Here is a 23,462-nt window from a genome sequence, read left to right as displayed (position 1 = left end):
TCCCGACGCGTCAACCGGGGGCAGGGACGACCGACCGACATGACCGGACATCTTCTCGCACTACACTGCTCCACCCCGAGGGCCGATGGCCGCTTCGGGGTGCGATGAGCGGTTCTGCGGTGAAGTGGGGGTACTGGTGCGGATTCGGCTGCTCGGGCCGGTGGAGTTGCGGATCGGGGCAGGCGGCTTCACGAGCGTGGCGGGCGCGCAGCGGCGGGCCGTGCTGGCGCTGCTGGCGCTGCGGCTGGGGCACCTGGTCACCGTGGACCAGCTGTGCGAGCTGCTGTGGGACGAGCAGCCGCCGCCGAGCGCGCGGGCGGCCGTGCAGGGCCACGTCGCCGCGCTGCGCAAGGTGCTCGCCGGCACCCCGTTCGAGCTGCACACCCGGGACTCCGGCTACCTGCTGGCCGGGCCGGCCGACGAGGTGGACGCGCTGCGCTTCGAGGAGCTCACCGGCGCCGCCGACCGGCAGGCCGGCCATGGTGACTGCGCCGCGGCGGTCGCGCTGCTGGAGGGGGCACTGCGGCTGTGGCGCGGCGAGGCGCTGGCCGACCTGCCCGACACCCCGCTGCGCTCCGCCGCGGTGGACCGGCTGCGGCAGTCCCGCACCTCCGCCCTGCTCCGCTGGGCCGGACTGCGGCTGGGCCAGGGCGCCGGGGCGTCGGCCGTGCCGCTGCTGGAGCAGGGCGTCCGGATGGACGGGCTGCGCGAGGAACTGGTGGCGCTGCTGATGCGCTGCCTGCACCAGGCGGGCCGGCCGGCCGAGGCGCTGACCGCCTACCACCGGGCCCGGATGCGGCTCGCCGAGGAGCTGGGCATCCACCCCGGCCCGGCGCTGCGGGCGGCGCTCGCCGAAGTGCTGGCCGACGACCGCACGGTGGAGCCGGTGTCCGCCGCTCCCCCGGCCGCCCCGCCGGTCCCGCAGGTCCCGCCGGTCCCGCCGGTGCCGCGCCAACTGCCCCGTCGCCAACCGGACTTCGTCGGCCGCACCGGCGACCTGGCCCGTCTCGACCGGGCCTGCGGGCCGGGCCCCGGCGAGGGCGGCCGGGCCGGGGACGGCCCGGTGCTGGTGGTCGGCCCGGCCGGGGTGGGCAAGAGCGCGCTGGTCACCGCCTGGGCGCACCGGGTCGCCGACCGCTTCCCGGACGGCCTGCTCCACGCCGAGCTGCACGGCCTCGCCCCGGACGGCCCGGCCCGGCCCGAGGCCGTCCTGGCCGGCTTCCTGCGCGCGCTCGGTGTGCCGCGGGACGGCATCCCCGCCGGGCGTGCCGCCCGGGCGGCGCTCTACCGCGAGCGCACCGGGGGCCGGCGGCTGCTGGTGCTGCTGGACGACGCCGCCGACGCCGACCAGGTCGCCGACCTGCTGCCCGCGGGCCCGGCCGGCACCGCCGTGGTCACCGGCCGGGGCGCGCTGGAGGGCCTGGTCGCGCTGGAGGGGGCGACCCTGCTGCGCCTGGCCGCGCTGTCCGAGGACGACGCCCTGGACCTGCTGGAGCGCGCGCTGACGCCCGAGCGGCTGCGCGCCGAGCCGGAGGCCGCCGCCCGTCTCGCCGGGCTCTGCGACCGTCTACCGCTCGCCCTGCGGATCGCCGCCGCCCGGCTGGCCGCCCGGCCGGACTGGACGATCGCCGAGCTGGTCGCCGAACTCGCCGACGAGCGGACCGGGCTGGCCGCCCTGGACGCCGACGGCACGCTCTCCGTCGCGGGCCGGCTCCGGCTGACCCACCGCCGGCTCTCCGAACCCGCGGCCGAACTGCTGACCGTCCAGGCCGCCCACCCCGGCCGCGAGCTGGACCCTTCGGCGAGCGCCGCGTTGCTCGGCAGCGACACCGCCACCGCCCACCGGGCGCTCGGCGAGCTGACCTCCCACCACCTGCTCACCGGCACCGCCCCCGGGCGCCACGTCCGCACCGACCTGGTCCGGCGCTACGGCGCCGGACTGCTCGCCGAACGGCCCGAGCGGCACCGGCGGCTGCTGCGCGAACGCCTGGCCGACCACTACCTCACGGCCCTGCGGCACTGCGGTGCCTTCCTCGACCCCGGCCAGGAGGACACCGCCCCGCCCGCCGGCCCGGCGCAGTCCCTGCCGGCCGCCGTCGACATCCGCACCGCGCTCGACTGGTTCGACGCCGAGGAGCCGGCGCTCTCCGCGCTGGTCGCCTCCCCCGACACCGACCCGGCCCGCGCCTGGCGGCTCGCGCTGACCTGCGGCTCGCTCTACTACGGCGCCAGCCGCTTCACCGACTGGCTCGCCTGCGCCCGGCTGGGCCAGGCGGCGGCCGAACGGTGCGGCGACCCGGTCGCGCTCGGCCTGCTGCTCAACTGCCGGGCGCAGGCCCTGGTCGCGCTGGAACGCCGGCAGGAGTCCGCGGAGGCGGCCCGGCGGGCGGTGGCCGCCGCCGAGTCCGGGACCGGGCCCGCGGCCGTGTCCGCACACGTCCGGGCGCTCGCCACGCTGGCCATGGTCACCGCGATGCTCGGCCACGGCGCCGAGGCCGAACGGCTGGCCGCCGGCGCCACCGCGCTCGCGCTGGAGTCCGGCGACCGCCGGCGGCTGGTCGACGCCAAGGTGCACCAGGGCTGGGTGAGCCTGGCCGTCGGGGACCGGGAGGGCGCCCAGCGCCGGTCCCGCGAGGCCCGGGAGCTGCTGCCGGCCACGCCCGTCACCCAGGTCCACCTCTGGTCGCTGCTGACCGAGGCGCAGGCCCTCCCGCCGACCGTCCGCGACGTCGCCGCCGACCTCGCCTGGCACCGGCTGCTCGCCGCGTGCGAGGAGGCCGGCCTGCTGTACCTGCACGCCGTGGCCGAACAGTCCTACGCCGCCCACCTGTCGGCCCGGGGCCGGGAACCGGAGGTGGGTGCCCGGCTGCGCTCGGCGCTGGACCGCTTCCGCTCGCACGACCGGCGCGCGGGCTACCGGAGCGGGTTCACCACCGGCGTGGAGGAGTCGCTCAAGCTCCGCACCGGGCGGCGGCAGGCGGACGACTGACCCGGGCGGAGGCCGGCCCTGGCGGCGGCCGGCGGGAGGCGGGAGGCGGGAGGCGGCGGCCGACAGCCGGCCCGGGCCGCCCGACGGGACGGCGGCCCGGTCAGCCCGCGGCCGAGGCGGCCCCGCGCTCCGTCGGGGCGTACCCGTGCTCCGCCGCCAGCACCGGGCGCAGCGCCCGGATCGCGTAGAAGTTGCGGGACTTGACCGTCCCCGGCGGCACCCCCAGCCGGGACGAGGCCTCCAGCACCGAGCGGTCCTTGAGGTGCAGCTCGACCAGCACCTCGCGGTGGTGCTTCTGCACCCGGCGCAGCGCCAGCGCGATGTCCCGGGCCACCACCACCCGCTCGTAGGGGTCGTCGGCGACCGGCCGGTCCTCCATCGGCTCGCCGATCACCTCCTTGGCGCGGGCGGCGGCCATCCGGTAGTGGTCGATCGCGATCCGGCGGGCGACCGTGAACAGCCAGGGCCGGCTCGCCTCCGGCCCGGCGGACAGCGCCTCCGGGTGCTGCCAGGCGCGCAGCAGGGTCTCCTGGAGGATGTCCTCGGCCTTGCCGCGGTCCCCGCCCGTGGCCCGCAGCAGCGCCCGCAACAGGTAGCCGCCGTGCAGCCGGTGGATCTCGGCGAGCGTGTCCGGGTCGAGGGTCGGACGGACCGGGGCGGTGACGCCTTCCGGCGCGTCCGCCGGACCCTCGGACGACGGGGTGACGGACGTGGGCTGGGCGACGGACGGCTTCGACACGCGCTACCTCTCAGGTCGGGCAGGGGCGCAGCACGGGCAGGGCGTGCTGGGCAGCGACCGGACAATCCCCCGGCGGTGGCTGCAACAGCACACTGCCGGAGGCCGCCAAGTCCGCACCAAGGCAGCACCAACGCCCCCGCCGGGGCACTCGGCGCGGTCCCGGGTGCCACCGTTGGCGGGCGCCGACGACTGTTGGCCGGTCGTTAGCGGCCGTGGGCCGAGGCGCCCGGACCGCCCCGGGCCCGGGGCCGACACCGCCCGGGCCCGGCGGTGTCAGCCCCCGCCGAGCGCCCGGAGCAACTCCTGCACCCCGTCCTCGCCCCGATGCTCGATCAGCACCGCGACCCAGCCCGTCAGCCGCTGCCGCTCCGCCTCCGACCACTGCGGGGCCGACGGGTGCTCGTCCACCACCAGCGCCGTCGCCATGTCCAGCAGCGCCGTCGCGGGCCGCGGCCACCACCGGCCCTCCGGCACCACGCGCAGCGCCATCCGCCGGGCGACCGCGATCACCTCCTCCGCCGCCGCCGCGGGCACCGCCAGCGCGGCAGGCCCGTCCGCGCTCGGTGCCCCGGCCCGCACCAGGGCCGCGACGAACTCCCGCGCCTCCGGCCCGTCCGCGGCCATGCCGCGTCCCTCCCCCGTCCCGTTCACGGGACTCACGCTCCTTCCGACTCGGTGGCACTCGGCAGGCGCCGGGTGCCACCGGATGACGGTACCGATCGGTAGCCGGTGGGGCGGAGGGTTTTCCGATGCGGACCTCCCGATGCGACCAGGGGTGCTCCGTGCACCCTGCCCCGCTCAACGGGCCCACCACCGAGGGGGGTTCAGTGAACCGGAGGGGCGCCTTCAGCCGTACTCCCGGCTGTACGGGCCGGCCGGACCGCAGGCACCGGTCCGGCGCACCCTGGACCGGGAGGTCATCCGATGGCTTTCTCCGACGGCACCGCGGGCGCGGGCAGCACCACCCCGGCCGCACCCGACTACTCGCCCGCCGCCTGGCCCGAGCCGGTCGCCCTGCTGCCCCGGCGCCCGCTCGACCCGCTCGGCACCGTCCTCATCCCGCCCGCCGAACGGCAGCTGTTCACCCGTGCCCCGTCCGCCGAACCTCCCTCGGCCGTCCCGCCGGCGGAGCCGTCGGCCCGGGACGCCGACACCGGCGCGGCACCCGGACCGCTGCCCGACCCGCCCGCACAACCCCCCCGGACGGACCTCCCGCGCGCCCTGCGGCTCGTCCTGCCCGGCGGCGGGGAGGCACGGCGGCGGCGCCTGGTCGAACGCGTCCGGGTGCCGCTGCGGTCCTGCCACCGGATCGCCGTCCTGGGCGGCCCCGCCGAGGGGGCCGCCGCCGTCCTCGGTGCCCTGCTCGCCGAGCACCGGGCCGACCCGGTGCTCGTCCTGTCCACCACCGGGCCCGCCGGGAGCGAGTGCCGGACCGGCGGCCGGCTCGTGCTGCGGTCCGTACGACCCGACCCGGCCGCCGTACGGGAGGCCCTCGACGAGGCCCGCGGCCACTACCCGGTGGTCCTCGCCGACACCACCGGCGCCCCGGCCGAGGTCCAGCTCGCCGCCGTCGACCGGGCCGACCAGCTGATCCTCTGCGCCCGGGCCTGCGCCGACGGCGCCCGCACCGCCGACACCCTGCTCGACCACCTCACCGCCCTCGGCCACGACCGGCTGGCCCGCGGGGCCACCGCCGTCTTCACCCCCGCCCCGCCCACCGAGCGCCCGGTCGCCGACCGCGACCTCCTCCCCCACTTCCGCACCCGCTGCCGCGGCGCCCTCGCCCTCCCGCTCCCGGGCCGCCCCCAGGCGGCCCCCGCCGCCCTGCGCCCCCGGGCCCGCCTCGACTACCTCGAACTCGCCGCCCTCGTCGGCGACGCCATGGCCGAACGCCGGGGCTGAGGGAGGCCGGAGAAGGAGCGGGGACCGGAGAAGGAGCGACCCACCGCCCGCGCCCTGCCGGACGGGCGCAGGCCAAGCCGCCTCCCGGCGGGCGCCGGGAGGCCGGGAGGCCGGGAGGCCGGGAAGCGGACGGCGATCCGCCGCAGGACACCGCCTCGCCCACCCCACGAGGAGGTCTCTCCCCCCGAGGTCCACGCCGGGAAGCCCGCGCGGCAGGCCGCTGGGACCGCGTTCGGGCGCGGCTCAGCGCCCCTTCGGGTGGCGGACCCGTCGCACTGCCACTGGTTGGCGGTCGCACCGATGTGGGTGGCGTCGCCCCGGGTCTCCGGGCACGTGCCCGAGTTCGCGTTGCCGAGCGCGCTGGCGGGACACCGGTACCACTGCCGGGTTTCCGGCCCGCTGCCGTCCCGCCGGCCGGCGCGGGCACGTCGACCTCGCCGCCCCTCCCGTCCCCGCCGACCCGTCAGCTCTCCTCCGCCCGGCCCGGGCGCCAGCCCCGGGCGCGGGCACGGGGGGCCACCGCGCCCGCCGCCGCGACGAGGGCGACGAGGGCGAGGGAGGACAGCGCGATCAGGCCCGCCCGGTGGCCGGCGTCGGTGGGGGGCGGGACGGGGGGCATGGTGGGGGCGGCGGCCGCGGTCGGCGGGGCCGGGGCGGCGGGGGCCGCGAGGCGGGTGACGGCTGCGACGGGGTCGACGGTGCCGTGGCCGTACTGGGGGTCGGGGCTGCGGTAGGCGGTGGCTTCCAGGCGCTGGGTCAGCTGGTCGACGGTCAGGTCCGGGCGGTAGCCGAGGACGAGGGCGGCGGTGCCGGCCACGAAGGCGGTGGCGAAGCTGGGGCCGGCGCCGGTGTAGTAGCCGCCGGGGGCCGGGCCGGGGCCGGTGACGGCGTCGCCCGGGGCGGCGAGGTCGACGCGGCCGCCGACCGGGACGGCCGAGGGGCCGTCCGGGAGCGCGCCGCCGGGGGCGAGGTCGCGGACGGCGAGCACCTCGGGGTAGGCCGCCGGGTAGGCCGGGCCGGCTTTGGCGGTTCCGGAGCCGTCGGTCGGGACGGTGTCGGGTGCGGCCGGGGCGACGATCAGCGCGCCCTTGCCGCGCGCCGCGCGGACCGCGGCGGCCAGGGCGTCGGTGCCGTTCGGCAGCGCCACCCCGACCGCGATGACCCGCGCGCCGCGGTCGGCGGCCGCGGTGATGCCCTGGGCCAGCAGGTCCGCCGAGGGGGTTCCGGCGTCGTTGGTGACCGGGACGGCGAGGATCCGGGCGCGCGGCGCGAGGCCGGCGAAGCCCGCGCCATCTCGCTGGTCGGCGGCGATCAGGCCGGCCAGGAACGTGCCGTGGCCGACGCAGTCCTGGGCGGGGTCGGGGCCGCCGGGCAGCTGGGCCAGGTCGAGCCGGCCGGCCAGCAGGCCGCTGCCGTCCTTGACCCCGGAGCCGAGGACGGCGACGGTGACGCCCTCGCCGCGGCTGAGCGGCCAGACCCGGTCGGGCCGCAGGAAGGTCTGCGGCCAGGGGGTGAGCTGGGTGCCCTTGGTGGACGGCGGCAGGCAGCCGGCCGACCGGCCGCTCGCGTCGCGCCGCTGCTGGCTGACGCCGGGCAGGGCGTCGGGGCCGGCCGGCGTGTCGGCGGCGGCCGTGCCCGCCACGGGCAGCAGCAGCCCGGCCAGGAGGGGCGCGGCCACCGCCCGGGCCAGGGGCGCCCGCTTCATGCGAGGCTGCCGATCCGCTCGGCCGGGATGTCCTGCGGCAGCAGCAGGCTGAGCTCGTCGAGGTCCGCGATGTCCAGCCGGGACAGCCGGCCCGCCTGCCGGGTGATCATCGCCTCCAGCACCTGCCGGGCGAACCGCCCGTTGCCGAAGGAGCGGTCGCGCGGGACGGCCGCGAACAGCGTGCCGAGCGCGGCCAGGGTCTCCGGGGTGCAGGTGTAGCCGGCGGCCTCGGCCTGTACCCGGACGATGGTGACGAGTTCGTCGTCCGCGTAGTGGTCGAAGGTGATCTCCCGGGAGAACCGGGAGGCCAGGCCGGGGTTGGAGGCGAGGAAGCCGCGCATCTCCTCCTGGTATCCGGCCACGATCACCACGACCTCGTCGCGGTGGTCCTCCATCAGCTTCATCAGCGTGTCGACGGCCTCCTGCCCGAAGTCCCCGCCGGAGCCGTTGCGGGGCGTCAGGGTGTACGCCTCGTCGATGAACAGCACGCCGCCGCGGGCGCGTTCGAAGGCGTCCCGGGTGAGCTGGGCGGTGTGGCCGATGTAGCGGCCGACCAGGTCGGCGCGGGCGGTCTCGATCAGCTGGCCCGAGGGCAGCACGTCGAGTTCGGCGAGGAGTTCGCCGTAGAGCCGGGCGACGGTGGTCTTGCCGGTGCCGGGCGGGCCCGAGAACACCAGGTGGTGGCTGATGGTGGCGGCGGGCAGCCCGGCCTCGACCCGGCGCCGGGTCTGCCGGGTCAGGTTGACCAGGTCCTCGACCTGCTCCTTGGCGGCGGCGAGGCCGACCATGGCGCGCAGCCGGTCGAGCAGGCCGGGTTCGTCGGCCTTCGCCTCGTCGGCGGCGGCCTGCTCGCCCACGTCGGCGGGAAGCAGCCGGGTGAGCGCATCGTTGTCGAAGTGCTCCAGTTCGGCGAGCCTGGAGGCCTGCCGGTCGACCATCTCCTCGAACACCTTGCGGGCGGCCCGGCCGTTGCCGAAATCGGCGCCCTTGGGCATCCGGTCGAAGTGCGCGGCGAGCGCCTCCCGGGTGCCCTCGACGAGTTCGTACCCGTGCCCGGCGGCGGCGTGCTCGACGATCGTGGTGAGCTCCTCGTCGCTGTAGTTCCGGAACTCGACGGTGCGGCTGAACCGGGAGGCCAGGCCCGGGTTCGACGCCAGGAACTCGCGGATCTCGGCCTCGTACCCGGCGACGATCACCACCAGGTCGTCGCGGTGGTCCTCCATCAGCTTGACCAGGGTGTCGATGGCCTCGCGGCCGAAGTCCGGTCCGGTGCCGCCGGAGCCCGCCGACAGGGTGTACGCCTCGTCGATGAACAGCACCCCGCCGAGCGCCTCCTTGACCACCTCGGTGGTCTTCAGGGCCGTCCCGCCGATGATCGAGGCGACCAGGTCGGCCCGGGCGACCTCGACCAGGTGGCCGCTGCGCAGCACGCCGAGCTCGGCGAGGATCGCGCCGTAGAGCCGGGCGACGGTGGTCTTGCCGGTGCCGGGCGGGCCGGCGAAGACGAGGTGCCGGCTCATCGGCAGGGCGGGCAGCCCGGCCTGCTCCCGGCGCCGGGCCAGCTTGTTGAGGTTGACCAGGGTGGCGACCTGCTCCTTGACGCCCTGCAGCCCGACCAGGGTCTGGAGGACGGCCTGCGGGCCCTGCGGTGCGGCCGGGGCGGGAGCCGCGGCGCCCTCGGCCGGGGCGTCCGACCCGTCGCCGGCGGGGGCCGCGCCGGGCTCGGTGGTGGCGACGGCCGCCGCGCCGTGGGCGTCCGGGGCGCGGTTGTCCCGGCTGTCGAGGTTCTCCACGGCGAGGCGGTCGGTCGGCTCGGTCTGCCGCAGCCCGGCGCCCTGGTTCTCGGCGGCCACGCAGTCGGTGAGCCGCACGGGCTCCACGGAGTCGGAGCGCAGCCCGTCCACGGTGTTGTCGCTGAGCTGGCAGGCGGTCAGGGTGGCGCGGGCGCCGGACCGCAGGTGCAGCCCGTGCCGCCGGTTGGTCCGCAGCCGGGTGCGGGTGGCGGTCAGGTCGCCGCCGTGCTCGACCTCGGCGCCGTCCAGGGCGTTGTCGGCGGACTCGACGTCGCGCAGGGTGGCGATGCCCTCGGCTCCGATCGAGATCCCGCAGGATCCGCTGCCGCGCACCAGGCTGCCGCCGAGGTAGGTGTTGGCGCCGTCGGCGATCCGCACCCCGTGCCCACCGGCGTCGACGACGGTGACGTCCTCCAGCCGGCCGCGCCCGTCGCGCAGCGCCTCGACCCCGTGGCCGCCGGCGGCGGTGACGGTGCTGCGGCGCAGCAGCGGGTTGGCGCCGTCGCGCACCACGATGCCGACGCCGGCCGCGTCCCGGACCTCCAGGCGGTCGAACTCCGCGGCGCTCTCCCCGGTGAGTTCGACGCCGTCCGTCCCGGCGTCGCGCACCACCGCCCGCACCAGGCTCGGCCCGGCCGACTCGCCGACGTGGATGCCGGCCAGGGCGGGGGCGGTGACCTCGCAGTCCTCCAGGGTGCCCCGGGCCCGGCCGGCGATGTGCAGGCCGTGGCCCTGGGGGCGGACGGCGCGGCAGCGGCGCAGCAGCGGGTCGGTGCCGTTGGTGAGGACGTAGCCGTGGGCGCGCACGGCGGTGACGGTGCAGTCCTCCAGCACGACCCGGGCGGTGGAGCCGATGAAGACGCCGAGCGCGCTGTCCCGGATCTCGGTGCGCAGCAGCCGGGTGGTGCTCTGCTCCTCCAGGGCGACGGCGGGCTTGTCGGTGGCGGAGATCTCGCAGTCCTCGACGAGGCCGCGCGCCTCGCCGTTGGCGCACAGGCCGTTGCCGCGCGCGTCGCGCAGCACGCAGCGCCGGACCGTCGGGTTGGCCCGCTCGCCGATGACCACGGCCGAGGTGCCCAGGTGCTCGATGACGCTGTCCTCGATCACGCTGGTGCCGGTGGAGGTCTCCACCAGCCCTGCTCCGGCCGGGTTGGTCACCCGGCTGCCCCGCATGGCGAGTTCGCCCTGCTGGCGGGTGAGCACGGCGGTCCACGCGTTGCCGATCACCTCGCAGTCCTGCATGGCCAGTTGGCCGCGCGGGACGTCGACGGCGGGCAGGTCGTCGTCCTGCCCCTGGAGCACCAGGCCGGTGAGCTGGACGGCCTCGGTGAGCACCTGGACCACCGAACCGCGGCGGGGACTGATCCGCACACTGCCCCGGACGTCCTCGGCGGTGATGCTCACCACCTTGGTGAGCACCAGGTTCTCGTCGTACCGGCCGGGGCGGACCGAGATCACCGCGCCGCTGCGGGCAGCCTGGAGGGCTTCGCCGATCGTGCGGTAGGAGCCGGGCTCCCGCTGCTCCGCGCAGACCGTCAGCACCGGGCGCGACATGCCTGGGGTTCCCTTCGTCGTGGGGCGTTGTTGTTCGGTTCGGGTTGGTCGGGTTGTTCAGGGGGGTTCGGGCGGGGTCAGGCCGTGCAGGTGGCGCGGACGGCGGCGGCGGCGTGGTGGGCGAACGTCTCGGTGCTGCCCGACCAGTCCAGGCCGCGGCTGTGCAGCGTCAACGAGATCGGGCCGCGGTAGGAGAACGGGCCCTGGTTCACCCAACTGCCCCGGCTGGCCGTCTGGTTGATGGAGAACGAGCCGATCTGGCCGCCACCGCTCTGCACCGTGTAGAGGCTGGGGTTGCCGCCGACCTGCTTCACGTCGCCGCTGCCCGGGATGTAGACGGACAGGGTGCAGCTGCTGACCTTGTCCACGGTGAAGGTCCAGACCACCGAGTTGCTGTTGTCGTCCTTGTTCGCGTCGCCGGACATCGGCATCGAGGCGTACGTGCCGTTGCAGCCGTCGCCGCTGTAGCCGCCCGAGTTGTTGCGCCAGCCCTTGGTTCCCTGGTCGTACCAGCCGTTGGTCTTGTACTGGCCGCCGCCCGAGCAGTACGGGCCTGCGATCACGGTGACCGGTGCCGGCGGCTTGGCGGCGGCCGGCGGCGGCGCGGGCTGCTGGGCCGCCGGTGGCGGCGCGGCCGGCGGGTTCGCCGGGGGCTGGTTGGGGGCCGGGTTGGCCGCGCCACCACCCGTGCCGCCGGAGGCCGAGCCGCCCGAGGCGGCCGCCGCGCCGCCCTGGGAGCGGTCGGTCCCGCCGCCCGGGGCGGGGTTGGCCGCGCCACCGCCGGGACGGGCGGCCGCACCGGCACCGCCGGCGCCGTTGGGGACGACGGCGCCGTTGGGGGCCGAGGCCGCCTGGTCGCCCGGCGAGGGTGCGGCCGAACCGTCGGGCAGCGGGACCACCGCACCCGGCTGCCCGTCCGGCGGGGCGCCCCCGCCGGTGCCGCCGTGCTCGTCGAAGCCGGGGACGTAGCCGCTGCCGCCGTCCCCGCCGCCCTGCCCGTAGCCGGGCGGGACGTCGGCCTGGGCGGGCCCGTGCTTGGGGTCGTTGCCGCCGAGCTGGGTGACGACCACGGAGGTGCCGACCAGCACCAGGCCGACGGCGACGGCCGCGGCGATCATCGGCCGGGAGACCCGGCCGGGGCGCGGTCCCGGGTCCGTGGCGCCGTCACCGGCCGGCTCGGCGGACGCGACAGCGGCGAGTGCCAGCGCCTCGGGCGCCCCGGGGGCGGTCGAGGCCGCGACGGGGGACGGCAGCGGCGCCGGCCCGATACCCGTCGGCGCCTCGGACTCGGGCTCCGCCTCGGGCTCGGCCTCGGGCGTCGATCCGGCCTCGGGCTTCGGTCCGGTCCGTGCCCCGCCCGTCGCGGCGCCCGCGGCACCGGCACCCGCACCCGCACCCGCACCCGACGGCGACGGGAGCACCGCCGTCGCGGCACTCGCGGGCTCCTGCGCCGGCTCCGCCCGCTCCCCGGGGTCCGCCTCGGCCGCCAACGCCCAGTTCACCGCCGGGAGCTGGAAGCCGCCCGCCCTCCGCTCCGGCTCGCCGCGCTGCTCCTCGCCCACCATGCATCCCCTGCGTTCGACGACACTCCTGTGGGGAGCTACGGCCCGCGTGGCCGAACCGGTTCAGCCGGACCGGTTCGGCCGGCCGGCGCGCTTCAGCTCCCGACCGTCCAGACCGGCTCCGCGGCCGCCTCCGGCGGGGACAGCACGAAGGACACCGCCTGCTCCAGCACCGCCGCCGAGGGCTGCGTCCACGGCTCGTCGAGCTGCTCGCGCACGTGGGCGAGCAGCTCGGGGTCGGGCGCCAGCCCGTACTCCTCCAGGTAGTACGTCACGGTGTCGGTCCAGATCCACCGGCCGTCGGTGCGGAAGCCCATCGGCACGACGCCGCGCCGCCCCGGGTCGACCACGTCGTCCATCAGCATCGGCGTCAGCAGCACCGTCGCCCCGGCCCGCAGGTACCGGGCGACGGCCTCGCGCTCCGTCCCCGCCGCCAGCCTCGGCCGGTCCGGCGCGAACCCGGGACCGGTCACCGGATCCACCGTGTCGAACACCGCCGCCAGCCGGAACCCGCCGTTCACCGTCTCGCCCATCCCCGTGCTCCTCCTGCCGATCACCACAGCCCTACGTTCCGTCCGACGGCCCGTCGACGGCGCGGGGTTCACCGGAACACCCGTGCCCCGCCCGTCGGCGGTCGCTGGGAGGATCCAGCGCGCGGTGACACGAGGAGGCCTTACCGGGGTTCCGTGACCACGGCGGCAAGCACGGCCGGAAGGGCTTCCGGCCGTGCTCCCCGCGGGACTTCCCTCAGATCTACCAAATACGCTTCGCGACCGCCGCGTTGTCGGGGAACAGGGTGCTCCTGGCGCCGTTCCACCTGATCGCGATCGTCCACGAGACGTTCCCCAGGGGCGTCGGGAACACCGCCGGGGTCGAAGCCGACGGGGCCGGAGCGCCGGCCGGGCGGCGCCAGCCGTCGAAAGTGCGGCCGCCGTCGTTCGACGTGGTCTCCCACACGTACCCGTCGTTTCCGACACAGGAGATCATGACACGCTGCTGGTCGGAGTAGCCCGTCTGACCGGGGCTGACCACGGTGGTCTGGTTCCCGAGTCGCGCCGCCCCCACGCCGCTGGCGCACTCGCCACCGCCGTCCACCTCGGACAGGCCCAGGACCGCGCCGGTCGTGGGATTCGTCGTCTCGCGCCACACGCGGTGGTCGGTCCCCGTGAAGAAGCTGCGCAGCACCGACTGGTAGTACTCGGTGCCGTAGACGGCGATCTGGCTGTCACCCTCGATGTCGGTGGCGTTGGTGCCGAGGAGCGCGTGCGAGGTCACCCGCCAGCCGTCGGCCGTCAGTGTTCCGTTGTAGTTCCTCAGGAACGTGATGTTGATGCGCCGGTTGGCGTTCGGTGCCTCGATCATGAGGTCCCGGGTGGCCGAGCTGATGGTGAGGATCGGGCTGCCGATCGCGTTGGCACCGGCCGGGAGCCGCACCCAGTTCGTCCAGTAGTTCAGGGAACCATTGTTCGCCTGGCTGTACCAGATCTCCCCGTCCAGGCCTCGGATGACGACCATCGCACGCCCCGGAGGGAACTCGACGATGCGCGGCGGCGACGTGGTCCTGGACGCGTTGTCTCCGCCGAGGGCGTGCCAGCTCCCGCCGTTGTAGCGGAACCAGATGTTGTTGTCCGTGCCCCGGGCGACGTCGTACGTGGCACCGCCGATCGTCGCCGAGTACACCGCCGACAGCACCCGTGACTGATTTCCGTCGAGACTGATCCACTCCGTCTCCGCGGCCTGCGCCGGACCGGGCGTGCCGGCCAGTACCAGGACCACCCCGGCGAATGCGGCCAGCACCGCGCGCCAGCCGCGGGCCATACGCTGACGAACCAAGGACACAACGACCTCCCTGCCGTTTACCTGCGACGTCCGGCGTTCCGTACGTGGCATTCGGGTGAGGAGTCTCGTCCGTCGTGGTCACCGTGGTTGCCACTGCGCGCACAGGAGGATGCCCCCCAGCGCACAGGCGCGCCACCTCCGTGCCGCACCCCGCGCGCTGTCGGCCCCGACGGCCGGCCGACGGCGCGGGGTTCACCGGGGAGGGCCGCCCCGCACCTGTCGGTGGTCGCTGGGACGATCACCGCGCAGTGACGCGAGGAGACCACCATGGGCACCTGGGGCATCGGTCCGTTCGACAACGACACGGCGGCGGACTTCGCCGACGCCCTGGACGAGGCCGCCGAGCGCGAACGGGAGGCCGTGGTCCGAACGGCGCTGATCCGCACCGTCCCGCCCCGGGGCCGGCCGGAGTACCTCGAGTACCGCGAAGGAACGGAGGCCGTCGCCGCCGCGGCCCTCGTCGCTGCCCAGTGCCCCGGCGACGCACCGGTCGACACGAGCTACCGGCCCGACCAGGCCCTTCCGGTCTTCGCCACCGGTCTGCGGTCGCTCGCCGTCGAGGCGCTCCACCGCGTGGTCGCCGAGGCGTCCGAGCTCGCCGAGCTCTGGGACGAGGCGCCCGGCGGCACGAAGTGGCGCCAGGCCGTCAGGCGCCTGCGCGCCGTGCTCGCGCCCGATCCCGAGTCGCAGGACGCGCTGTTCGACCTCTAGCCGGGCTCCGCCGATTCGACCGTCAGTCGGTGCCGGCGCCCAGCGCCAGGGCGTAGCGGGACGGGTCGGCGGGGCGGACGCGGTCGGCGGGGGCGACGGCGTCGCGGCGGGCGAGCCAGGTGCGCAGCCGGTCCGGGCCCGGGCGGACGCCGCCGATCTCGTGGAGCAGCACCCGGGCCGGACGGCCCTCCTCCGGGGCGGCCGGCTCGACGTCGACCACCTCGAACTCCGTGCCCGGGGCGAAGATCACCGTCGGCTGGTCGCCCGGACCGCCGAAGGCCGAGCTGCGGCGGCCGCTGACGGACCAGATGGCGAACTCGATCCCGATGTCCTCCCCCAGGTCCGCTCCAGGCGCCGCCAGGCCGGTCACCGGGGCCCGCTCGGTCAGCACCGCGCCCGGGGCGTACGCGGCGAGGTCGCAGTCCTGCGCCGGGCCCGCGACCAGCACACCGCCGTAGTGGCTGGGCAGCCGCCGCAGGCCCGCGGCCAGGCAGCGCAGGTACGGGCCGTAGGGGCCGGGCGCGCCGGACCGGGCCGCCGCGAGGAGTTCGGCGCGCGGGGCCAGCGGGCCGCAGTCGCCGTGCTGCAGCAGGACGGCGACCAGTTCGGGGCCCTGCTCGCCCTCCTCCGCCCGGGCACGCAGGGCGGGCAGCCGGGAGGCGACGTCCTCGGCCCGCCGCGCCAGGCGCTGGTAGGCGGGGCCGAGCCGGGCGGCCAGAGCCGCGCCGTCCTCGGCGGGGGTGGCGGGGTCCGCCTCGGGCGGCGCCGCCGACGCGGGCGGGGGCGTCACGGGCGCCACCGGTGTCACGGGTTCGGGGACCGGGTCGGGCTCGGGGACCAACTCGGGCTCGGGGACCGGCTCGGGCTCGGGCTCGGGCTCGGGGACCGGCTCGGGGACCGGCTCGGGCTCGGGGGCCGCCTCGGGCTCCTCACCGACCGCCTCAGGGAGCAATATTGTTCCTTCGCCGGTTTCCCTTGAGGTCTCCGCCACGAAGGCCCCGCCCGAGGTCGACACCCTGGCAGCGGGCTCCGGCACCGTCACCGGTTCGGGAGCGGGCACGGGTTCGGGTTCGGGATCGGGCACGGCCACCGGCTCCACCGCAGCCTCGGCTTCAACCGCAGCCTCGGCCTCGGCCCGGGGCCACGGCTCCACCGCCACCGACTCCGCCCCGATCCAGTCCAGCCCGTACAGCCGCGCGCAGAACCGCCCCACCGCCGCCGACTCCACGTCCAGCATCCCCGCCACCGCGAGCGCGAGCCGCGCCGCCCCGGTCGGGAGCGAGCCCAGCAGCGCACCGAGGTGGTCCCAGACCGTCTCCGGCACCGGCCGGCCCGGCGTGCCGACGACCAGCACCGGCCGCGCCGGGTCCGGCCGGCGCAGCCGGGGGCCGCGGTCCGCGGTGGCGGCCGGGCGCAGCCACAGTCCGGCCGCCACCGCCTCCAGCTCCCAGCCGGGGAAGGCCGGGTAGCGGGCCGTCCCGGGGGCCGGGGGCAGGTCGGGGCGGGTGCGCCAGCCGACGGCGGTGACGGTGCGTTCGCTCGGGCGGGCGACCAGCTCGGTGAGGTACGGTTCCCAGCCCTCGCCGCCGTCCGCCGCCACGTGGACGGTCCGCACGTCGGGCCCGGCGGCCCCCGCCGCACTCACCGGCACGCCGATCGCCGCCCGCACCTCCTGCCGGAGCGAGGCCGCCAGCACCGCCGCCAGTTCGATGAGTTCGACCGGCGCGGCCCACGGCGCGCTCAGCACGAGGTGTTCCGTCCGTCCGGCCGTCTCCTGCAGCAGCACCGCCGCGTTGGCCAGTTGGGCGCCGCTGGGCAGCGGCCCGGCCGGCTCGCCGATGATCAGCAGCAGCCCGTCCCGCGGTGCGGCGGCCCGCTCCAGCACGGCGGGCCGGGCGGGCCCCACCGCCGCCTCGGTGACCCAGAACGCCCCGCCGGCCAGCGGGGTGATGGTCGCGGCGGCGGGCCAGCGGCCGCCGAGTGGTTCCGCGCCCCCGCCGGGCCGGCAGCGCCACCACGTCCCGTTCACGGCCGGCAGGGTGCCGTCCGGCTCGACGCTGACCACCGCGTCGGGCGCGACGACCGTCAACCCGCAGCGCCTGGCGAGCAGTTCGGCGGGCCGGCGGCCGTCCGGGCCGAGCGCCGCCAGCCCGGAGGCGGCCAGCACCAGCACGTCGGCGTCGCGTTCGCGCGCGGCCCGGGCGAGTTCGTCCAGCGAGGCCAGCAGCACGGGTGCCGCGTCCTCGGCGGCGGCGAGCAGCAGCAGGGCCCGCGGTTCGGCCCGTACCGGCGCCAGCGCCTCGGCCAGTCCGTGCGCCTCCGCGCCGGGCAGTGCGATCACGTAGTGCGGGCCGAGCGCCCGCAGCGTCGAGGCGCCCATCACTCCTCCTCCGCCAGCTGCCCGGTCTGCACCTGCACGGTCCGCCGCCGGGTGATGTACAGGCCGCGGCCGGCCGGGAACTGGCGGGGCTTGAGGTTGCCGAACAGGTAGCCCTCGGAGGGCGGGCAGGACATCAGCAGGGTGGGCGAGTTGACCTCCTGGAGCTTGCGGATGAGCGGGTCGCCCAGCGATCGCCCGATGCCGTTGGCGCCGCGCGCGACGACCACGTGGAGGCCGATCTCGGCGCCCTGGGCGAGGTCCTCCAGCAGCACGTTGAAGGGGTGGCCGCCGCTGCCCGAGCCGACCAGGTCGTAGTCGTCGACGAGGATGAACAGCTCGGGGCCGGTCCACCAGTCGCGCAGCCTGAGCCGGGCGGGGGTGATGTCGGCGGGCGGGACGCGGTTCTTCATCGCCCGGGACGCGCCGTCCACGATCTGGCGGAGCTTGTCGACGGCCACCGCGTAGCCGAGCCGGTACTCCTCCGGCACCGCGTCGTACAGGCCGCGCCGGTAGTCGACCAGCATGATCCTGGCCTCGGCCGGGGTGTAGGCGGTGGTGATGGCCTTGATCATCAGCCGCAGCAGGTTGGTCTTGCCGGATTCGCTGTCGCCGACCACCAGCAGGTGCGGGTTCTCCTCGAAGTCGTGCCACAGCGGCGAGACCTCGGTCTCCTCCAGGCCGATCGGCACCCGCAGCCGGCCCTCGGGGGCGGGCAGCCGCTCGGCGTCCAGGACGAGCGGCAGCATCCGCACCTCGGGGGCGCGCGGCCCGGTCCAGTGCGCGGCGACGGCGTCGACCAGGTCGGCGACGCCCTCGCCGAGGTCGTCGGTGCTCCCGGAGCCGTCGATCCTGGGCAGCGCGGAGAGGAAGTGCAGCTGCTCGTCGCTGAGGCCGCGGCCGGGCAGCTTGGGCACCTTGGCGGCGGCCCGCATGTTGATCATCGAGTCGACGGAGTCGCCGAGCCGCAGCTCGAAGCGGGTCTGCAGCTGGTCGCGCAGACCGCCGGTGATCTCGCCCCAGCGGGTGGTGCCGACGACCAGGTGGACGCCGTAGTTGAGGCCGCGCTGGGACATCAGGGTGAGCGGCTGGACGAGGTCGTTGAACTCCTGGCGCAGGGTGTTCCAGCCGTCGACCACCAGGAAGACGTCGCCGTGCGTCTCGTCGGGCAGCTCGCCCGCGGCCCGGCGGCGGCGGAAGGACGCGACGGAGTCGATGCCGAGCTCGGCGAAGTACTTCTCCCGGCGGATGATGATCCCGTTGACCTCGGCCACGGTCCGCAGCACCCGCTCGCTGTCGTGCCGGCCGGTGACTCCGCCGACGTGCGGCAGACCGCGCAGCGCGGAGAGCGTGCCGCCGCCGAAGTCCAGGCAGTAGAACTGGACCTCGCGCGGGGTGTGGGTGAGCGCGAGCCCGGTGATCAGGGTGCGCAGCAGGGTGCTCTTGCCGCTCTGCGGGGCGCCGGCGATGCCGACGTGGCCGCCGGCGCCGGAGAGGTCGGCGGTGAGCAGGTCGCGCAGCTGGTGGAACGGGCGGTCGACCACGCCGACCGGCAGGCCGAGGGTGCCGTGCCGGGCCCGGTCCTCGGTGGTGAGGCCGCGCTCGGGGTGCGGTACGAGCGGCGGCAGCAGCTCGTCGAGGGTGGGCGGGACGTCCAGCGGCGGCAGCCAGACCCGGTGGGCGGGCGGCCCGGCGTCGCGGAGCCGGCCGGACGCGATCTCCAGCAGCGAGCCGGCCGAGACCTGCTCCTCCTCGGTCTCGGTCGCCGCCGCCGGCAGCTGCCGGGGCATCACGTAGTCGGTGCCGTACGCGACGACCTGCCCGGCGATGGCGGCCTGCTGGGCGGCACGGCGCTTGGGACGGTACGGGCCGGAGACGTACGCGGCCTTGAACCGGGTGAGGGTGGAGATGTCGCTGCGCAGGAAGCCGTTGCCGGGCTGGGAGGGCAGCTGGTAGGCGTCCGGGACGCCGAGCACGCCGCGGCTCTCCATCGCCGAGAAGGTGCGCAGGCCGATCCGGTAGGACAGGTGGGACTCCAGGGCGCTCATCCGGCCCTCGTCGAGTCGCTGCGAGGCCAGCAGCAGGTGCACGCCGAGCGAGCGGCCGAGCCGGCCGATCATCACGAACAGTTCCATGAAGTCCCGGTGCGCGGACAGCAGTTCGCTGAACTCGTCGACCACCACGAACAGCGTGGGCAGCGGCCGCAGCGCGGTGCCGGCGGCGCGCGCGGTCTCGTAGTCCAGCAGCGAGGCGTACCCGGCCTCGCGCAGCACCTCCTGGCGGCGGACGAGTTCGCCGTGCAGGGCGTCGCGCATCCGGTCGACCAGGGCGGCCTCGTCGGCGAGGTTGGTGATCACGGCGGAGGTGTGCGGCAGGGTGTCCAGGCCGAGGAAGGTCGCACCGCCCTTGAAGTCGACCAGGACGAAGTTGAGCACCTCGGAGGAGTGGGTGACGGCGAGCGCCAGCACCAGGGTGCGCAGCAGCTCGGACTTGCCGGAGCCGGTGGCGCCGATCAGCATGCCGTGCGGGCCCATACCGCCCTGGGCGGACTCCTTGAGGTCCAGGTCGACGGGCCGGCCGTCCGGGCCGAGGCCGAGCGGGACGCGCAGCCGCTGCGGGATGCCGCGCTGCGCCCAGAGGGCCTCGACGTCGTGGGCGTGCAGGTCGGGGATACCGAGCAGGGCGGTGAGGTCGAAGTCGGTGGCGAGCGGTTCGGCGGCGTCGACGCCGTCGGCGATCCGGTAGCGGGCGAGCCGGGCGGCGAGGCGGGTCGCCGCGGGCAGGGGGAGCCCGTCGGGGCGGCCGAGGTCGGTGACGACGTCCTTGCGGTTGCGGTCGGCGCCGACCATGGTGAGCCGGCCGTCCTCGATCCGCAGCCGCAGGGTGGTGCGGGCCGGGCGCCATTCCAGGGAGTCGGCGAGGTCGATCAGGACGGCGTTGCGGTAGCCGGCCAGCGCGGCGCGGCTGCCGGAGTGGGCGCCGGGGCCGTCCAGGACCAGGACGGTGAACGGCTCGTCCCGGGCCGGTACGGCGTCCGGCTCGAAGCCGGGACGGCCGGTGAACTCCTCGCCGAGCAGCTGCTCGACCTCGCCGAGGCTGCCGGCGACCAGCCGGACCGGGCCCGCGCCGTCGGTGTCGGTCGGGTGCAGGGCGTGCGGAAGCCACTTCGCCCACTCCCACTCGGCCCGCCGCTCGGGGTCGGTGACGACGGCGATGCACAGCTCGTCCGGGCCGTGCACCACGGCGAGCTGGGCCAGCACCGCCCGCACCAGCGAGCGGGCGGCCTCGGGGTCGTCGGAGCGCAGCAGCAGGTGGGCGAAGCCCCTCAGGTGGATCGCCATCGGCTGGTCGGCGAGCGTGCCGTAGGCGTGGATGAAGCGGCGCAGCGCGTGGGCGCAGAGCGGCTCCAGGTCCTCCACCGGCTTGGTGGCCAGCGGCGCGAGCGGGGTCGCCAGGCGTTGGGCGCCGAGCGCGATCCGGACGTCGCTGAAGTCGGGGTGGGAGGCCCGTCGCTCCCACAGCCGGGTGGTGCCGACCAGCGAGCCCAGTTCGGACGGCGCCGGGTGCCGCCACGCCAGGGCCTTGCGCTGGGCGTCGATCGAGCGGCGCACCTGACGGCGCATCTGGGAGAGGTAGCGCAGGTAGTCGCGGCGCTCGGCGCGCAGCTGCTGCTTGCGGTCGCTGGAGCCGCGGATCAGCTGGGTGACCAGCATCCCGACGGCGGACAGCGCCATCATGCCCATCGCGACGTAGCTGAGCATGCCGCCGCTGCCCTCGCCGCCGCCCGGGTGCAGGAACATGAACACCATCGACAGCGAGCCGAGCGCCATCGGCGCCATGCTGATCACGCTGGCCATGCCGCTCTGCTTCTCCGGCAGGCCCGGCGGTTCCTGGAGCTGGATCTCGCCGTCCGGCATCTCGGGCCCCGGACGCCGGGGCGTCCGGTTGATCAGCTCCACGCTCACTCAGGGCTCCTTCTCACCACGGCCGTTCCCTCTGGGTGACGGACGGCGCGGCACCGGAGGTTCAGCGGTGCGGGGTTCGACCGCGGCACACCGGTTGAACGCAGCACGCCGGGCAGGCCGTTCATCCGGGCGGAGAGGCGGACCACCGCCCAGCGAACCGGAGGACCGGCGTGAGCAGCAGTGTCGTGGCAGGACTGTGCCGATTGAGGTTCCATGCGCCGGGGACGGCCTTCGAGCTGGCCGTCCCCGCCGATGTGCCCCTGGCCGACCTGCTGCCCGCCGTCCTCGGGCACGCCGGTCCCGGGCTCGCCGAGGAGGGCCTGGAGCACGGCGGCTGGGTGCTCCAGCGGCTCGGCGAGGAGCCGCTGGACGAGGAGCGCACCGCCGAGGCGCTCGGCCTGCACGACGGCGACGCCCTGTACCTGCGGGCCCGCCACGAGGCCCTGCCGGAGGTGCACTTCGACGATCTGGTGGACGGCGTCGCCACCGGCATGAACGAGCGCGGCGACACCTGGCGCCCGGCCCTCACCCGGGTCCTCTCGCTGGCCCTGGCGCTGACGGCGCTGGCGGCCGGCTGGGTGCTGCTCGCCCTGCCCGGCCCGGCCGCCCCGCGCGAGGCCGCCGCCGCGGCGGTCGCCGTCCTGCTGCTGCTCGGCGCGGCCAGCGCCTCCCGGGCGATGGCCGACGCGGGCGCGGGCGCCGCGCTGGGCGCCGCCGCCGTCCCGTACCTGGCGCTCGCCGCGCTGCTGCTGCCGAACGGGCCGGGCGGGTCCGGCGGGGGCGAGCTGCTCGGTGCCCGGATCCTGGCGGCCTCCTCGGCCGGGGCCGGGGCGGCGGTGCTGGCCCTGGCGGCGGTGGGGGCGGCGGCGCCGCTGTTCCTCGGGGTGGCGCTGGTCGCGCTGCTCGGGGTGCTGTCGGGGATGCTGGTGCTGGCCGGGATGACGCTCGCCCAGCTGGTGGCGGTGGTCGGGGTGGTGGCCGTGCTGGTCGGCGCCTTCGTGCCCTCGCTGGCGTTCCGGCTCTCCGGGCTGCGGCTGCCGATGCTGCCGCGCAACGCGGACGAGCTCCAGGAGAACATCGAGCCGGTCCCGGCCGCCGCCGTGCTGCCCCGCGCCCTGGTCGCCGACGACTACCTGATGGCCCTGCACACCGCGATCGGCGCCGTCTGCGCCGTCTGCCTGACCGTGCTGCCCTTCGCCGACGGCTGGGCCGGCCCGGCCGAGGCCGGCGCACTGAGCCTGCTGCTCCTGCTGCACGGACGGGCCGTCGGCAGCATCCGCCAGCGCCTGGCCGTCCTGCTGCCCGGCGTCCTCGGCGGCCTGGTGCTGCTCACCCGCGCCGCCGCCGGTGCCTCCGCCACCGACCGGCTGCTCCTGCTCGCGGTCCTGCTGACGCTGACGGCCGCCCTCCTCGTCGCCGCCTGGACCGTGCCCGGCCGCCGTCTGCTGCCCTACTGGGGCCGCCTCGCGGACGTCCTGCACACCCTGTCCGCGCTGGCCCTGCTGCCGCTGGCGCTCCAGGCCTGCGGGGTCTACCACACCCTGCGCGGCCTGGCCGGCTGAGCCGGGCGGGGATCCGCGGGCCCGTCACCGTTCCCCGGTGGCGGGCCCTTCCGCTGTCCGCCCCGTGGCGGGCGGGCACGGCCGAACGGGCACAGCGGACCGGCTCAGCCGAACGGGCGGAGCGGGCCGCCCCGGTCGCCGGCCCGCTCCCGGGCGTCGAGGGCCGCCCACAGGGGGCCGGGCTCCAGCCTCATCGCGGCCGGGGCCCCCGGGTTGACGACGATCCCGAGGCCGGGGGGCAGCCGTTCCAGGAGCGTGCCGGGGCCGACCACCGCGTGCCCGGGGCTTCCCGCGGCCTCCAGCCAGGAGCGCGCGGAGAACACGACCACCGCCGGTTCGCCGTCCGGGAGTCCGAAGCCGCCGACGGTGCCGAACTCGTCCAGCAGCACGGCGACCCGGGCCGAGGCGAGCGCGCGGTAGACGTCGTCGCCCGGCCCGTACCCGGTCGCGGCCAGCTGGACGGCGGCGTCGACCGGGTCGGTCGGTGCGGGCCACTCGCGCGCCAGCGGCGACGGGCGGTACTCCGCGTTCGGCGCGAACTCCTCGACGGAGCCGTCCTCGCCCGCACGCCACCGGCCGATCACCGCCCAGTCCGGCGGCTGCCCCTCGCCCTGCCAGTTCGGGTCGACCAGTCCGATCCACTGCCCCGGCGCGGCCCGGGCGGCGGCCAGGATCCGCTCGGGCACCGGCGCCGTGTCGGGTGGCGGCGTGGCGGCCGTCGGTTCGTCGTGGCCCTGTCCGGGAGCGGTCATCGCGGTCCTCGC

14 protein-coding genes are annotated in these 23,462 nt (G+C 76.7%); 4 read left to right on the top strand and 10 right to left on the bottom strand.

The features are described 5' to 3' along the window. The first annotated feature begins 136 nt into the window (after positions 1 to 136). The gene (locus ACWGJO_RS06580; RefSeq protein ID WP_452182471.1) at positions 137 to 2,989 is read left to right on the top strand and encodes a BTAD domain-containing putative transcriptional regulator; all 2,853 of its coding nucleotides are present in this window, start codon (positions 137 to 139) and stop codon (positions 2,987 to 2,989) included. 100 nt (positions 2,990 to 3,089) lie between these two features. Here ACWGJO_RS06580 and ACWGJO_RS06575 read toward each other — a convergent pair whose 3' ends face one another. After that, on the bottom strand, positions 3,090 to 3,728 hold the full coding sequence (locus tag ACWGJO_RS06575; protein WP_452182470.1) for a sigma-70 family RNA polymerase sigma factor: 639 nt from the start codon (positions 3,726 to 3,728) through the stop codon (positions 3,090 to 3,092). A 273-nt stretch (positions 3,729 to 4,001) separates the two neighbouring features. Then, the gene (locus tag ACWGJO_RS06570; protein ID WP_452182469.1) at positions 4,002 to 4,379 is read right to left on the bottom strand and encodes a hypothetical protein; all 378 of its coding nucleotides are present in this window, start codon (positions 4,377 to 4,379) and stop codon (positions 4,002 to 4,004) included. Between the two features lie 273 nt (positions 4,380 to 4,652). Between ACWGJO_RS06570 and ACWGJO_RS06565 the strand changes: the two genes are divergently transcribed. Beyond that, entirely contained in the window at positions 4,653 to 5,630 is a 978-nt protein-coding gene (locus tag ACWGJO_RS06565) for a hypothetical protein (RefSeq protein WP_452182468.1), read from the top strand. A 463-nt stretch (positions 5,631 to 6,093) separates the two neighbouring features. Here the strand turns inward: ACWGJO_RS06565 and ACWGJO_RS06560 are convergent, their stop codons facing one another. From ACWGJO_RS06560 to ACWGJO_RS06540, 5 genes are all read right to left on the bottom strand, one after another. Next, positions 6,094 to 7,335 carry a S8 family serine peptidase gene (locus tag ACWGJO_RS06560; RefSeq protein WP_452182467.1) on the bottom strand — a complete coding sequence of 414 codons (1,242 nt, stop codon included), beginning with the start codon at positions 7,333 to 7,335 and terminating at the stop codon, positions 6,094 to 6,096. Then, entirely contained in the window at positions 7,332 to 10,682 is a 3,351-nt protein-coding gene (locus ACWGJO_RS06555; RefSeq protein ID WP_452182466.1) for a right-handed parallel beta-helix repeat-containing protein, read from the bottom strand. Before ACWGJO_RS06555 ends, ACWGJO_RS06560 begins: the two co-directional genes overlap by 4 nt. A 77-nt stretch (positions 10,683 to 10,759) precedes the next feature. Continuing rightward, positions 10,760 to 12,247: a hypothetical protein gene (locus tag ACWGJO_RS06550; RefSeq protein WP_452182465.1), complete on the bottom strand. Its 1,488-nt coding sequence runs from the start codon at positions 12,245 to 12,247 to the stop codon at positions 10,760 to 10,762. Positions 12,248 to 12,339: 92 nt separating this feature from the next. After that, positions 12,340 to 12,777, bottom strand: a complete 438-nt coding sequence (locus ACWGJO_RS06545; RefSeq protein ID WP_452182464.1) for a hypothetical protein — start codon at positions 12,775 to 12,777, stop codon at positions 12,340 to 12,342. A gap of 220 nt (positions 12,778 to 12,997) precedes the next feature. Next, on the bottom strand, positions 12,998 to 14,077 hold the full coding sequence (locus ACWGJO_RS06540) for a hypothetical protein (protein ID WP_452182463.1): 1,080 nt from the start codon (positions 14,075 to 14,077) through the stop codon (positions 12,998 to 13,000). Between the two features lie 273 nt (positions 14,078 to 14,350). Between ACWGJO_RS06540 and ACWGJO_RS06535 the strand changes: the two genes are divergently transcribed. Further along, on the top strand, positions 14,351 to 14,794 hold the full coding sequence (locus ACWGJO_RS06535; protein ID WP_452182462.1) for a DUF4259 domain-containing protein: 444 nt from the start codon (positions 14,351 to 14,353) through the stop codon (positions 14,792 to 14,794). Positions 14,795 to 14,816: 22 nt separating this feature from the next. Here ACWGJO_RS06535 and ACWGJO_RS06530 read toward each other — a convergent pair whose 3' ends face one another. After that, on the bottom strand, positions 14,817 to 17,174 hold the full coding sequence (locus tag ACWGJO_RS06530) for a hypothetical protein (RefSeq protein WP_452182461.1): 2,358 nt from the start codon (positions 17,172 to 17,174) through the stop codon (positions 14,817 to 14,819). Then, the gene (gene eccCa, locus ACWGJO_RS06525) at positions 17,174 to 21,136 is read right to left on the bottom strand and encodes a type VII secretion protein EccCa (RefSeq protein WP_452182460.1); all 3,963 of its coding nucleotides are present in this window, start codon (positions 21,134 to 21,136) and stop codon (positions 17,174 to 17,176) included. The genes ACWGJO_RS06530 and eccCa overlap by 1 nt, the downstream gene beginning before the upstream one ends. 170 nt (positions 21,137 to 21,306) lie before the next feature. Here eccCa and eccD point away from each other — a divergent pair, with 170 nt between their 5' ends. Further along, positions 21,307 to 22,698 carry a type VII secretion integral membrane protein EccD gene (gene eccD, locus ACWGJO_RS06520; RefSeq protein ID WP_452182459.1) on the top strand — a complete coding sequence of 464 codons (1,392 nt, stop codon included), beginning with the start codon at positions 21,307 to 21,309 and terminating at the stop codon, positions 22,696 to 22,698. Between the two features lie 104 nt (positions 22,699 to 22,802). Here eccD and ACWGJO_RS06515 read toward each other — a convergent pair whose 3' ends face one another. Then, positions 22,803 to 23,450: a type VII secretion system-associated protein gene (locus ACWGJO_RS06515; RefSeq protein ID WP_452182458.1), complete on the bottom strand. Its 648-nt coding sequence runs from the start codon at positions 23,448 to 23,450 to the stop codon at positions 22,803 to 22,805. Positions 23,451 to 23,462: the final 12 nt, after the last annotated feature.

This window comes from Kitasatospora sp. NPDC054795 (genome assembly GCF_053611565.1).
The sequence above is the reverse complement of the archived record's forward strand: the minus strand, read 5'-3'. Positions and strand labels throughout refer to the sequence as shown.

Coding starts and splice junctions, on each gene's coding strand:
- ACWGJO_RS06555 (WP_452182466.1), bottom strand. CDS start 10,682: ATGTCGCGCCCGGTGCTGACGGTCTGCGCGGAGCAGCGGGAGCCCGGC.
- ACWGJO_RS06535 (WP_452182462.1), top strand. CDS start 14,351: ATGGGCACCTGGGGCATCGGTCCGTTCGACAACGACACGGCGGCGGAC.
- ACWGJO_RS06550 (WP_452182465.1), bottom strand. CDS start 12,247: ATGGTGGGCGAGGAGCAGCGCGGCGAGCCGGAGCGGAGGGCGGGCGGC.
- ACWGJO_RS06565 (WP_452182468.1), top strand. CDS start 4,653: ATGGCTTTCTCCGACGGCACCGCGGGCGCGGGCAGCACCACCCCGGCC.
- ACWGJO_RS06560 (WP_452182467.1), bottom strand. CDS start 7,335: ATGAAGCGGGCGCCCCTGGCCCGGGCGGTGGCCGCGCCCCTCCTGGCC.
- ACWGJO_RS06530 (WP_452182461.1), bottom strand. CDS start 17,174: ATGGGCGCCTCGACGCTGCGGGCGCTCGGCCCGCACTACGTGATCGCA.
- ACWGJO_RS06545 (WP_452182464.1), bottom strand. CDS start 12,777: ATGGGCGAGACGGTGAACGGCGGGTTCCGGCTGGCGGCGGTGTTCGAC.
- ACWGJO_RS06515 (WP_452182458.1), bottom strand. CDS start 23,450: ATGACCGCTCCCGGACAGGGCCACGACGAACCGACGGCCGCCACGCCG.